At 68.5% G+C, this 12880-nt stretch carries 10 protein-coding genes and 1 tRNA gene; 3 read left to right on the top strand and 8 right to left on the bottom strand.

What is annotated here, in order from left to right; genetic code table 11:
• The first annotated feature begins 843 nt into the window (after positions 1 to 843).
• Complete coding sequence (locus tag CNQ36_RS00105; RefSeq protein WP_163013157.1) at positions 844 to 1428, top strand: GTP-binding protein; 585 nt, start codon at positions 844 to 846, stop codon at positions 1426 to 1428.
• A 158-nt stretch (positions 1429 to 1586) separates the two neighbouring features.
• Here the strand turns inward: CNQ36_RS00105 and CNQ36_RS34525 are convergent.
• Positions 1587 to 1661: transfer RNA gene (locus CNQ36_RS34525), tRNA-Arg, on the bottom strand.
• Between the two features lie 95 nt (positions 1662 to 1756).
• On the opposite strand from CNQ36_RS34525, the gene CNQ36_RS00100 reads away from it, so the two are divergent.
• Entirely contained in the window at positions 1757 to 2011 is a 255-nt protein-coding gene (locus CNQ36_RS00100; RefSeq protein ID WP_121544399.1) for a hypothetical protein, read from the top strand.
• Between the two features lie 90 nt (positions 2012 to 2101).
• Positions 2102 to 2915, top strand: a protein-coding gene (locus CNQ36_RS00095; protein ID WP_410177113.1) for an IS5 family transposase whose coding sequence is annotated in 2 segments (ribosomal slippage) — positions 2102 to 2443 and positions 2445 to 2915 — 813 coding nt in all. Because the reading frame shifts where the segments join, the coding sequence is not laid out codon by codon here.
• Positions 2916 to 2947: 32 nt separating this feature from the next.
• Here the strand turns inward: CNQ36_RS00095 and CNQ36_RS00090 are convergent.
• From CNQ36_RS00090 to CNQ36_RS00065, 7 genes are all read right to left on the bottom strand, one after another.
• Positions 2948 to 3274 carry a hypothetical protein gene (locus tag CNQ36_RS00090; RefSeq protein ID WP_121544397.1) on the bottom strand — a complete coding sequence of 109 codons (327 nt, stop codon included), beginning with the start codon at positions 3272 to 3274 and terminating at the stop codon, positions 2948 to 2950.
• 46 nt (positions 3275 to 3320) lie between these two features.
• Positions 3321 to 4131 (bottom strand): IS5 family transposase gene (locus tag CNQ36_RS00085; RefSeq protein ID WP_163013395.1). Its coding sequence is split into 2 segments (ribosomal slippage): positions 3321 to 3789 and positions 3788 to 4131, totalling 813 coding nucleotides; the frame shifts between segments, so codons are not numbered across the junction.
• A gap of 152 nt (positions 4132 to 4283) precedes the next feature.
• Entirely contained in the window at positions 4284 to 5288 is a 1005-nt protein-coding gene (locus tag CNQ36_RS35770; RefSeq protein ID WP_410177112.1) for a helicase associated domain-containing protein, read from the bottom strand.
• Positions 5289 to 5341: 53 nt separating this feature from the next.
• Positions 5342 to 6055: a helicase-related protein gene (locus CNQ36_RS35765; protein ID WP_410177111.1), complete on the bottom strand. Its 714-nt coding sequence runs from the start codon at positions 6053 to 6055 to the stop codon at positions 5342 to 5344.
• An 89-nt stretch (positions 6056 to 6144) separates the two neighbouring features.
• A complete protein-coding gene (locus CNQ36_RS00075; protein WP_121544396.1) occupies positions 6145 to 9150 on the bottom strand; it encodes a helicase associated domain-containing protein in 3006 nt (1001 codons plus the stop codon).
• 521 nt (positions 9151 to 9671) lie between these two features.
• The gene (locus CNQ36_RS00070; RefSeq protein WP_121544395.1) at positions 9672 to 10730 is read right to left on the bottom strand and encodes a TniB family NTP-binding protein; all 1059 of its coding nucleotides are present in this window, start codon (positions 10728 to 10730) and stop codon (positions 9672 to 9674) included.
• Positions 10724 to 12820 (bottom strand): transposase, encoded by a 2097-nt coding sequence (locus CNQ36_RS00065; protein WP_410177128.1) that lies wholly within the window; start codon positions 12818 to 12820, stop codon positions 10724 to 10726. The genes CNQ36_RS00070 and CNQ36_RS00065 overlap by 7 nt, the downstream gene beginning before the upstream one ends.
• Positions 12821 to 12880: the final 60 nt, after the last annotated feature.

The following is a 12880-nucleotide window of genomic DNA, read 5'->3' as shown; positions in this document are numbered from 1 at the left end:
ACGTCTCCAGCCCAACGTGCAGCGGTGGTCTACAAGTGCAGTTCTAGGAAATTTGTTTACAACTCGATCGACGCCAATGACGTAGGAGGAAACGACGTGCGGGTACTTGTTGCGGTCCTCGCGATCATTGCAGGGCTCGCCCTCATACCGCTCCGGAAAAAGTTCGGGGCGAGGGCTGTCGCCCAGTGCAACGTACTCGGACGGGCGAACGCAGCTGCGGCCGACGGTTCCCTCCGTGTGTGATTGCTTAGCTTCGGTGATGTCGCTGACGCTCTCATCCCAATGGGTTTCGTGAAGGCCGCGATGGAGTTCAAAGATGGCCAATGGGGAGAAGCTGTGGCCATCAGTTTCGGATGGGCTTTCGGGTGAGGCCGTCACCACTGCATGCATAGCTGGCGCCATGCTCGGAGGCGGCCCCTTAGCAGGTAACGCTCCGAAGAGGGCTTGTTAGTGTGTTGTGGGTTTGTTGAGAGGCCGGGTGGGCGGTTCGTGTGCGGTGGGCCGGGTGTGTGAGCTGGGATTATGTGTTCTGTATGGAGTGCGGCTGGGTGGGGTGTAGGTAGTTCTCACAGCGGCTAACACAATGAGGTGGATCGGCCTTGATGGCCGTTCCTTGCAGGCGGGTTGAGGGTTGTCCGTGCCGTGAGGGCTTCACCGTGGATCGTGCCGCTGCTTCCGAGGAAGGAGTGACGGGCCCGGCATTTCGGTCGTTTTCCAGTCCCGGACCGTCAAGGCGCTGCGCGGGATGCAGCACGTGCTGCACACTCTGCGAGAGGATGTGGCAGGTGAGAAGCGGGTAGTGAGCTTTTGATCATCTTCGGTTTATAGGGAGTGGAGTTCGCCGTGTCTGATGTTGCTGAGGTGCGCTACAAGGTTGTGCTGATCGGTGACTCGAAGGTCGGCAAGACCGCTCTGGCCAAGCGCCTGCTCTCGGACGAGTTCGTGAGCGAGTACGGGCCGACGACCGGCTGCGAGGTCTCCCGGCTGCCGCTGGAGACGACCGAGGGCAGAATCGTCCTCGAAATCTGGGATGTGGGCGGCCACGATGCGGGCTCCCCACTGAAGGACGGGTTCTTTATCGGCGCCGACGCTGCCTTGGCCGTGTTCGACTGCACCAGCAAGGACACCTTTGCGCGCATTGAGCCTTGGGTGCGCCACCTGCGGGCTGTCCTGTCTGGGGGGAGGGAGGTGCCGATCGTTGCGATTGCCAACAAGATCGATTCCGCTGGCCGAGTGGTCTCGGCCGTGACCCATATCAGGGGCCTCCCGTGCTACGAAGTGTCGGTGAAGGAATCCACCGGGCTCCTTACCGCCATCCACCCCCTGTCACGCGCCCTTACGAAGCACGACGATCTGACCATCACTGCGGTCAACGGGCGTCCGGTGAAGGAGGAGGCCCAGCAGCCCCCGGACGAGCTGAGTCTGTAGAGGGGCAAGCTCCGCGCCTACGGCCGCATCGCGAACCAGGTCACCGCGACCGGCCGCCACCGCTACTGGCCGTTCCGATCCCCCGGAGGCGAAGGTGAGCGGGAGCACGCCGTCGGCCGAGGTGACGCCGCTCACCTTCCGCAGGCCAGCGGCCGCTTCCACGCCCGACCGGATTCGAACCGGCGGCCTCGCGATTTCGAAGACCGCGCACGACCACCCTGCGCTACGGCTTGATTCGCCCTTCGGGACGAAGACTCTCAAACTGGGCTCGGGTGACGTGAGTTGATCTGTACAGTGCGGGCGATGCCCCCTTAGAAAGGACGAGGCCATGGCTGACGAGGAAGCCGTAACATCGAGGATCGCTCCCTGGTACGACGCAAGTGCCATGATGCCCGGCGATTACCTCCACCCTCGGGACCCCACCAGGTTCATCACGGTCGACGCGGGGCTGCAGCCCATCGAGCGTGATTGCCCTGAAGACCGGAACAGCCCGAACAACAGGATGGTCTGGGACGACGAGCTGAAGAAGTGCCGCCCGTATAACGAGTCGAAGGACGCGCACCTCTTCGCCGAGGACGACTGACCTCGCCGCGGGGTCTTACAATGGCTGACACAATGAGGTGGATAGGGCCTGTTGGCCGTGTCCGTGTCCGGAGATGGGCTTTGTCCGGGTATGGGGGCTTCGCCGTGGATCGTGTCGAATGCTCTGTGGGAGCGGATTGAGCCGCTGCTGCCGCGCAAGGAGCGCCGGTTTCGTCACCCTGGACGAAGGCCGCTGCCGGATCGGCAGGTGCTGTGCGGCATCCTGTTCGTTCTGCACACCGGCATCCAGTGGGAGTACCTGCCCAGGGAGTTGGGCTTCGGCTCGGGCATGACGTGCTGGCGGAGGTTGCGGGACTGGAACGAGGCTGGCGTCTGGCAGCAGCTGCACGAGGTGCTACTGGCCGAGCTCAACGCGGCGGCCCGCCTCGACTGGTCGCGTGCCGTGGTCGACTCCAGCCACGTGCGGGCCATAAAAAGGGGGGGGCCTCACGGGGCCGAGTCCGGTCGATCGTGGCCGAAGCGGATCGAAACACCACCTGATCACCGACGGACACGGCACACCGCTCGCCGTGATCCTCACCGGCGGCAACCGCAACGACGTCACCCAGCTCATGCCACTGATCGACGCCGTCCCGCCCATCAGGGGCCGGATCGGGCACCCGCGACGCAAGCCCGACTCACTCTTCGCCGACCGCGGGTACGACCACGACATCTACCGCGACCAGGTCCGCCAGCACCGCATCGTCCCGGTCATCGCCCGCCGCGGCGCCCTCCACGGCACCGGACTGGGAACCTACCGCTGGGTCGTCGAACGCAGCTTCGCCTGGCTCCACGGCTTCAAACGCCTCCGCATCCGCTGGGAACGACGAGCCGACATCCACGAAGCCTTCCTCAAACTCGCCTGCTGCCTCATCACCCACCGACAGATCAACTCATTGTGTTAGCCGCTGTAAGAACGCCTAACACAATGAGGTAGTCACCAGCAGGCAACGCACTGGGTGAGGTCTTCCGACAGGAAGATCGTGAAACGTCTCCGCGTTCCAGTGACGGTCGCCATGTAGACCCGGGCTGTTCCTGCGGCTTGGAGTCCGGCGATGGCTTCCACAAGTCCGGGCCGAGGCGTGACGCCCGTTTCGAGCATGACTTCGTGCCGCCACGACCAGATGTCCCAAAGCTGTTGCGCAGAGGCTGTTTGGTTCAGAAAGACCTCGAAGTCCGCGCCTGCCTCCAGCTGGGCCAGGGCTGCGCGGGCAGACGCGCTGACGTCCTGGGACAGTGCGGATTGCAGGGTGTCTCGGTCCATGCGATCAGTTTGCCGGGGCGGTCTGTCGACTTGGGGCGAGTGCCGGTCAGGTCAGGGACAGCACTTGTCGGTGGGTGATCAGGCAGCAGGCGAGCTTGAGGAAGGCTTCGTGGATGTCGGCCCGTCGTTCCCAGCGGACGCGGAGTCGTTTGAAGCCGTGGAGCCAGGCGAAGGTGCGCTCAACCACCCACCGGTAGACGCCCAGGCCGCTGCCGTGGGGTGTGCCGCGTCGGGCGATGAGGGGCAGGATCCGGCGGGCCCGGACCTGGTCGCGGTAGACGTCGTGGTCGTAGCCTCGGTCGGCGAAGACCGACTGGGGCTTTCGGCAGGGCCGTCCCGGCCGGCCGCGGACAGGCGGGACGGCGCCGAGCAGCGGCATGAGCTGGGTGACGTCGTTGCGGTTGCCGCCGGTGAGGATGACCGCGAGCGGGGTGCCGTGGCCGTCGGTGATCAGGTGATGCTTGGAGCCGGCCCGTCCTCGGTCGACTGGCGACGGTCCGGTCTGGGGCCCCCTTTAAGGTCTTGACGTGGCTGGAGTCGACGACCGCTCTTGACCAGTCGAGGCGGGCGGCGGCATTCAGCTCGGCCAGTAGCACCTCGTGTAGCCGTTGCCAAACGCCAGCCTTGTTCCAGTCCCGCAGCCGTCGCCAGCAGGTCATACCGGACCCGAAGCCGAGCTCCTGAGGCAGGTGTTCCCACTGAATGCCGGTGTGTAGCACGAACAGGATCCCGCACAGCGCCTGTCGGTCCGGGACCGGCTTGCGGCCCGGGTACCTGAACCGCCTCTCCCGCTTCGGCAGCAGCGGCTCGATCCGCTCCCACAGGTCATCCGACACGATCCACGGCGAAGCCCTCATGACCCGGACAACGCCGAACCCACCGACCGGACACGGCCACCAGAACCGATCCACCTCATTGTGTTAGGCGTTCTTAGTGCCTGCGGCGGAAGGCTGTTGACGGTCGGCTTGGCGGCGCAGCGGTTGCGCCTGGGCGGCGGAGCCTGTTCGCCTCATGTCCAGCGCATGCCGATGGCGGCCAGCTGCTCCACCCGCTCCGGCGGCAGGGTCGAGGCTCGGCTGCGCTGGTTCCCGATCCACGCGCCCAGCTTGAGCTCTCGTTCCTCCTGGTCCTCGCCGCCGTCGCTACCGTCGATGGCGAGCCGTTCGATGTGCTTCCTGGGCACCCGCAGGTGCCCCTCCCGTTCGTAGAACTGGCAGGCGGCGGCGTAGTTCAGCGCCCACTTGTCAGCCTGCGTGCGGCGCGGGGGCGGTTTCTCGTCCTCGCTCGCGGGTTCGATCCCGAGAACGTGTTCGCACATCCACTGCTGCACGGTCGTCAGCCTGTCCCAGCCGAGTCGCTGCGCCCGCACCCACCGGCCGAGGTCCTCGCCCTGGTGTACGACCTCGCCCGGCGAGGTGGGCAGCGCGCCGCCGGCCTCGAGGTGGAGCCGGGTGAGGTGGAAAGCGCGTTGCCACTCCACCGGCCACGCGGGGTACCACGACGGGTCGATGTCCTCCAACTGCTCGCGTCGCTCCTCCGGCAGTGCGCCGGCCGCCGACGCAGCGGGCAGTTCTTCGGCCCGCCGCTGTTCGATCTCCTGCGCCTTCCGGGCTGCGGCCCGCTGGTTCTTCAACCAGATGCCCACCCGGTATCCCTGGTAGGTGGCGTCGGTCGGCGCCAACAGGTGCCCGCTCTCCGCAGCCCACCCGCGCGCCGCGGCGAGGCCTTCCTCCCACGCGACGTCGTAGTGCGACCACACCATGCCGAGCTTTTCCAACTGCTCGACGCGGCCTTCGTCCATGTCCCCGCGCGCGTAGAACCGCCTGGCGTCCGCGATCCACTGCCCTAGGGGAAAACCGGCGAGCGAGGCCGGCCACCCTTCGGCCCCGGCCTCCTGACCGTCGCCGGCGGGCACACGGTAGGTGAACGGCACGCGCAGGTCGCCGTGCAGTCGGTGGTAGAGGACGGCCGCCTCCACACCGCGCCGCCAGTGAGCGTGTTCAGGGTTGATCACCCGCAGGCTGATGAACGCGGCCAGCTGCGCCGGGTCACGCGGCGTCGAGAACTTCAGCAGCTCCCGGGCGGCACCGACAGACCACGGCCGCTCCGGTCGCCGTCGGCCCCCTCGTCCTCCGCCCCGCTCGAACGGGACTGGACACCCCGGACGCCGCTTGGCACCTGCTGCTCGGCGAGCTGCTCCACCACACGGGCGTCGTGCGCCCTGAGCGCCTCGAGCAGCTTCGCGAGCCCGCCATACGCACGCGAGGTGAGCATGCTGTCGGCCGTCTCACCCGGCCCGAGCAGCACCGGCACCACGAGCGAGGCGACCTTGCCCTCGCCGGGCTGCAGGCGCAGGGCGCGCCCGACGGCCTGGACGAGATCAGGCATGGAGCCGCGCACGTCGGCGAAGTAGACGGAGTCACAGTTCTTCGTGTCCACGCCTTCGCCCAGGACCCTCACCGAGCCCAGGTAGCCCTTCTCCACGACCGTGCCGTCCGTGGCGATCCCAGCCGCGAACTCGCCCAGCACCCGCCGCCGGTGGCCCGGTGTGTGTTCGCCGCACAACCAGTCCGCCCAGACCGTGCGCGGATACAGCTCCGGCGCACCGGCATGCAGCCGCCCGGCGACGTCAAGGAGCCCGGCTGCGAACGCCTCGGCCTCCTTCACCTGATGGTGAAAGACCAGCGTCCGACAAAAGCCCTCCTCCGCCGAGGCCTTCACCAGCGCCGTCTGCAGCGCGGCCAGCCGAGCCCCGCGAACCTCGTCCGAGCGGCCCTCCACGCCCAGGAGCCGCGCGGCCTGGAGCTGCGTGTCGGTGATGTCGTGGTTCGTTCTTTCTGATCGGTGGCCGGAGGGTTGAGCTGGGCTGATCAGTTGGCTGGTTGGGTTCGGCGGTGTGGTGGGTGCTGGCGGGGTGTGTGGCGTTGCTTGCGGGCGGGGCCTGGGCGGGCTTGTGAGCTGCGGCTTTCCTGCCTCGGGCTGGTCTCGTGGATGTTGATCAGTTCTGTTGGCTGGTCGGTCAGGATTGCTGGACGGCTGTTGTAGCGGCATAGCGGTGTGGGGCCGTGGATGCCGATGATGATCATGAGGTGTTGTTGGTGGGGATGGAGCTGAGCCCAGGCGCGCTGCTGGGTGCGGATCCATTTGATGGTGTTGTTCGGGAAGGGCTGGGCGGCCGTGTAGTGGGTGTGGGCTAGGTGCCAGCTGTGGTTCCAGGTGACCCGCCAGGGTGGGTTCCACCACGGGTCGAGTGCGGTGAGCTGCGGATCGTGGAGCCAGGTATTCCCGGTTCGTTTCAGGTGGTCGTGGGCGGCTCGGCGTTGTTTGTACAGCCACCGTCCCAGGGGGAAGCCGTCGTGTTCAGTGCGGTAACAGGCTGAGGTGAGGTTGCCGTGCTGGGCGGCCCAGGCCCGAGCGTAGGGCAGGCCGGCGTTGAAGGATGAGGGCGGGTTCTTCAGGCGGGGGCGGACAGAGCAGGGCGGTTGAGAAGGCTTCGGTGGTGGGGCCAAGACGTGGGCGCGTTCGCTGGTGAGGCCGGTCTCGGCGAGCAGTTGTTGCTGCTCAGGGTGGAGCCTGCCGTAGCTGGAGCACTGGGTGAACAGCCATTTCGCTGTGGCCGATGGGAGTGCGTCGAGGTCTGCGGTCGTCGTCAGGGAGCGGCCGGTGGTGTGGGTGCGGGCGGTGAGGTAGGCCTGCTGCCAGCGCAGTCCTCCCGCCGGGTTCCAGTGGGGATCGATGGCTTCCAGGGCTTTGATGCGGTCGGCGGGCAGTTTTCCGCGGCTGGCGCGGCGGCGTTGGGTGCGCAGCCAGGTGCCGAGGCGGTAGCCGTCGTGGCGGGCGGGTTCGGGGACGGCGAGGTTGCCGTGTTGCTGGGCCCAGGCGCGGGCGTGGGCGAGGCCGGCGGCGAAGGAGGCGGCTTGGGTTTTGCGGCGGGGGCGGGCGGTGCGGGCACCTTCGGCGGTGAGGCCGAGGTCGGCGAGGAGCTGCTGCTGGCGGGGGTGGAGGTCGTCGTAGACGGCGCACTGGCTGTACAGCCACTGTCCGGTCCAGTCCGGTGTGCCGGGGAAGCCCTCCTCGGGGGCGAGGTTTTGGCCGGGGGTGAGTTGTGTGCGGGCGGCCTGGTAGCGGCGTTGCCATTTCATGCCCCAGGGCGGGTTCCAGTACGGATCGATGCGGGCGAGGTGTTCGCCGTGCGGCCAGGGGGTGTCGAAGAGGTCGCGGTGGAGGTTGGCTTGGTGTCGTTGTGTGGCGAGCCAGCGGCCGAGTGGAAAACCTAGGTGGGGGGCGGTGCGGGGGATGTCGAGGTCGCCGTGCTGGGCTGCCCAGTCCCGGGCGTAGTGCAGCCCTGTTTCCATGGCGGGATGCCGGGTGGCCGGGTTGGGCACGGCCGTGCCTGCGACGAGTTCGGTGAGGCCGAGGCGGGCTAGGAGGTGCTGCTGGCCGGGCTGGAGGGCGGTGTAGTTGACGCACTGGGCGTACAGCCACTGCCCGGTGCGGTCGTCGAAGTTCCGGAATCCGGCTTCGGGGTCTGGGAGAGCGCCAGCCGTGACGGCGGCGTGAGCATGGTGGTGCTCGCGCTGCCAGTCGGTGGGCCAGGGCGGGTTCCACCAGGGGTCGATGTCGGTCAGCGTCCGGTTCAGTACCGGGTCGAGCTGGCCGCGCCGGGCACGTACCCGTTGACTGTGCAGCCATTTGCCGACCGTGAAGCCGCCCTGGCTGGCTGAGGTGGGGGCGCACAGGTGGCCGTGCTGGGCGGCGTAGGCGCGGGCGTGATCCAGCGCGGTGTGGCGAACAGCTTTGATGTTCTTGCGCCGAGGCTTTGCTGCGCGTGCTTGCTCCGGTGTGATGCCGATGTCGGTGAGGAGGCGTTGCTGCTGCGGATGGAGCTGGGGGTAGTCGGCGCACTGGTCATACAGCCACTCTCCGAGACCCTCGGGTGTGCCGGGGAATCCGAGGTCAGGAGCCAGGGGCTGTCCTGCTCGGACGTGTGCTTGAGCACGGTGGTAGATGCGCTGCCACCACAGGTTCCAGGGCGGGTTCCACCACGGGTCGAGGGCGTCGAGGGCGGCGGCGCGTTCGGGAGCGAGCTCGGGTCCTGCGGCGCGCTGGTTGGCGAGCCACAGGCCGACGGCGAAGCCTTCCATCTGCACTGTGTTGGGAGCGCACAGGTGGCCGTGCTCGGCGGCGTAGGTACGAGCATGGCGCAGCCCACGCGCGAACCCCCGGGCCGCGCCTTCGGCGCTGTCTGGGAGCAACGCAGGATCGGGCTGCACAGGTGTCTCGCCCCGGTCACTGCTGTCCGCCAGGAGCTGGGAAACCGGGGTGGGCCGGTGGGGCGGGGAGATGCGCCACATGCTCTGCGTTTTCGGTCTGTGTCCGGCTTGGCTGCGGACGCAGGCGCGCACCCAGGTGTTCAGCGGTCCTGTCGTGATCGCAGCGAGGCGGCCGGCGATCCACGGCCGTTCAAGACGCCGGGCCAGTTCGCCGACGAGGCGGGGGACATCGGCGAGCGAGTGCGGTTGATGCCGGCCCGCCTCGTCGAGCAGCTGCTGCTGCACACCCGCATCGGCCAGGGTCGCGGCCAGCGTGACGGCTTCCGGATAGGTCACCGCATCCCGCGCCGCTACGCGCCAGGCGAGGCCGTTGCCGTGAGCCATTAGCCGCAGCTGGTCGGGCCAGAGGGTCTCTTCCGGCCAGGCCTTGTCCCACCATGAAGCCGTAACCGCCTGCGCCACAGCGAACGCTTCGCCGGCGTGCGGGCTGCGCCGCAGCAGCCGTACATGACGACGCTGGGCCGTTGCGACCTGCGGCACATGCCGCACGTCCAGCTGCCCGGGGCCTGCCGTCGCTCCGTCGACGACGGGGGCTTCGAGCATCCAGCACTGGTGCTTGACGCAGACCCGTGCGTGCGGCAGGAGGTAGCGGCGTGCTTCTTCCCGGCCCTGTGTGGCGGTCGCGGTGCAGGCCCGGCACCCGGGCCCGTCGGCGGGATCGTGGCTGCGGTGCGGACCCAGGCGGCCGGCCCGCTCCCTAGCCTGCTCGAAGGAACCTCCCGGCCCCAGGCGGGAAGGGCACGGCGCAAGTGTTCTTCAGGCATGCGGCAGAAGGCTGCGACCACCGCCCGGGCCTCGGCGTTGAAGACGACTTCGCCGTCGGGCCGCACGGTGAAGAGGTTGGGACGCCGTCCCCCATCCACGAGTGCGCCGATGAGCTTTTTGGCCGTGAGCCGGTAGCGGGAGGCGACTCGGCCCATGTAGGACAGCGTCGTCTCACCGTGCAGCGGCGCTACCCGCACTGCCCCCAAAGCCCCTGCGTGCCCGGAGAGTTCGGGCTGCTCGCGCTGTAGTGGCTGCGCCTGCCGCCCGCTGGTGGTCTTCGTCACCGCCGCTCCAACCTGTCAGGATCCCGCGTTGTGGCTGCGCGGGCGCGGGATGCGTTTTCGGGGCGGGCGGGCTTGCTGTTCCGCGCGGATGTCGAGCTGGATGCCGGCCAGGAGCTTCTTGGTGATCTTTCCGCTGCCGTTGAGCAGGGTGGTCAGGGCGGCTTCGCGGATGAGGTGGGAGAGGCTGCCCATGACGCCGCCGGTGCGCTGGTGGAGATAGCCGGCGTGCCGCGCCAGGGTGTGCGGGGTGTGGTGGCGTAGGCGCAGGGCTTCTTCCATGTCGGTGACCACAGCGCGCCAGATCTCGCGCTGCTCTTCGGTGGCGCAGGGCAGCGCGGTGTTGCGGATCAGGGTGAAGCGGCCGGCGAGCTGGACGCCGCGCGGCCCGGTCAGCAGGGGAGAGGCGTCGACGTCGACGCCGGCGTAGACGAAGGTGGCGGGGATGCGCTCGCCGAGGTGTTTCATCTGGTCGGAGGTTTCCGCGCCGGACCGGGTGCGGGTGTCGAGCAGGTGAACGTCGTCCACGAGGACCAGCTTCGTCTCCAGGAGGCACAGCAGGTGGCAGACGGCGTCGGTGATCTGTGCCTGGTTCATGCGGGCCGCGATGGGGATGCCGAGGAACCGGGCGAATTCGCTGACCAGCATCTTGGGTGTGGAGGCCGGTGGCACGGCCAGGAAGACCACGGGCAGGCGGTCCGTGCGGCCGGGGTGCCGGCGCTGCTCGGCGAGTTCGAAGGTGCGGCCCATTTCGAGCAGGGTGGTGGTCTTGCCGGTGGTGGGCGGTCCGGAGACGATCAGGCCACGGCGTGCGGTGCCCTGCTGGCGGCGGTTGAGGAGCATCAGGCGCCGTAGCGACCCGGAGATGCGTTCCATGGCCGGGGTGGTCAGCACCACGAACCGGGAGTGGTAGTCCAGCCGTTCCTCCAGCGACCAGTCCTCGTCCGCGGCCGGATGGGGCTGCAGCGGGGGAGTGGCGACGAACTGCTGCCAGCCGTCCCGCGTGGTCGGCGGCGCGTACGCCGCGGCCCTCGCTCCGTCGTGAAGGGTGCTGTCGGCATGGGCGTCTGTCACCACTGTGCTGCTTCCTGGTAGGCGTCATAGATCCGGGACGGGCGCTGAACTTGAGCGGGGGAGTCCGGCCGTTCGTCTCTAGCAGGCTCATCGGCGTCAGTGGGGCCGGGCAGGTCGTCGTCCTCGTCCCAGCTGTCCTCGAACCCTGTCTCGCCTTGCTGATCCTCTTCTTCCAGCGGCGTGAAGGCACCCACCAGGCCGTAGGAGAGGGTCGGAGCCGCCACAAGGTCCGGGACCGCCTGCGGCACGGCCGGTCGGGCCAGGGACGCTGCGGCGCTGGCGCGCGCCGCCACCGTCTGCTCGCGGCGAGTCCCGTCACCGTTGCTCGCACGCCGCAGGAGGCGGTCCAGGGCCTGGGCGAGCTGCCGCTCGTGCTCGACGCGGTCGCAGCGGCGCTCGACTGCGGCACGGACGTGCTGCCAGGTGAAGTCGGTGAAGGGCAGGCTGACACAGCCGCGGTGGATCCACGGCACCTCTTCCCACCCGGTGGGCAGCCGCACCCAGATCTGATTGGGGTCGTAGGAGTTGTGGTGCACCTCCCATCTGCCGTCCGGTGCACCCGACGGGTCCCCGCGATGCGGATTGAGGACCTTGTGGTCGTAGGTGCGGTAGTCGAAGCGGATGCCGTAGTCGTTGATGGCCACCCGCTTGATGGGCATGAGCTCGATGTAGTCGTCCGCGCTCAGCGGCACCGGGATATAGCCGGTGACTCCCACGAGCGCGCCCCACATCTCGTTCGGCGACAGGGCAAGCTTCGGCGCCAGCGGATGGCGCAGCGACGCGTGCGGGCGGTGCTGCCAGTCGGTGACCAGCCACTCATCCAGCAGGTCCTGCACCTGCGCAAGCGTCCAGCACGCCTCGTCCTCAACGCGCGTGCCGCGCCGGGTGACATCCGAGCCGCTGTAGCCGGCCACGTACTGGGAGAACCGGTCCCCGATGGTGCGGAACGTCCGCTCGACATGGCCCTTGGCCGGACCGTTGGCCGGCGGCGCCGGCTGAACGGACACCCCCAGGCTCTCGCACGCGGCAATGAAGGAATGAGAGACAAACACCGCACCTTGGTCGACCACCACCGTCTCCGGCATGATCACCGGCCGGGCCGCTGCCCCTTCCAGCCGCGCATCCAACGACACCAGCCGCTCATAGGGGATGACTGACCGGGACATCGCCAGCGCCGTCTCCCACCCCGGGCGCATCCGCATGGGCGTGACCATCTGCGCCAGCAGCACCGCCGCATCCACCGACCTTGTGCCCACCGGACGCACCACCGCAGCACAGATACTGCGCGTTGCCACGTCCAACGCGATCGACAACTCGACCGACCCCGTCACCCCGTCCGCGAGGACAACCAGCACATCCAGCGGCGTACTGTCCAGCATCACCAGCTCACCCGGCCGCAGCGCCACAGTCGGGGTGAAGGGAGGGGCCGGCCGCGACGTGCGCCGCCGCTGCTGCGCCGCCGACCCCAGCAGTCCATGGCCGTCGGCGAGCGCGTGCACCAGCCGGTTGAACGTCGTCACCGGCGGCACCTCCACCGCGCCGGAACCATGGGTTTCCTCCAGCACCCACCCGACCATGCGCCGCAGCCGGCTCAGCGTGCCACTGGAGCGTTCCCGCTGCGCCTCCAGCACCTGAGTGATCGCAGCGACCACACGCTCATCGGCCCGTCCCACCACAGAACGCCTGCGCGCCGTGCGCTGGTCGACCAGCCCCCACAGCCCCTTCTCGCGGTAACGGGCCCGCATCCGCCGCACGGTCACCGCACTCGTGGGCTGCCCCGCCGCGGTCAACTCCGCTGCCTTGGCCTCCTCCCGTTCCGCCACAGTCCGCTGCGCCGGATCGAACTCCGCCCGCGGCGCACCGCCCTGCCCCGGCACCGGAAGGCCCGTCTCCACCTCGCGCACGTGCCGCTCCCAGGCCTCAGCACGCTCGCGTGCCTGCACAGGCAGTTCCTCCAGGAGCCCGAACGGAGGCACCTGGGGGCGGGGCGCTCCGACGAGTTCGAAGTCGGGAGCAGCGAACAGATAGTTCACCAGCACCGTTGCCGTGGCTTTGTCCGAGTCGACCAGCCGTACACGGGCCCCTTCGAGCATCACCACCGTCCAGGTGCGGTCCTCGAACCGCACCTGGGTCCCCACCTCGAGTACTGCCGC

It is taken from the genome of Streptomyces fungicidicus, assembly GCF_003665435.1.
Lineage (GTDB): Bacteria > Actinomycetota > Actinomycetes > Streptomycetales > Streptomycetaceae > Streptomyces > Streptomyces fungicidicus.
The sequence above is the reverse complement of the archived record's forward strand: the minus strand, read 5'-3'. Positions and strand labels throughout refer to the sequence as shown.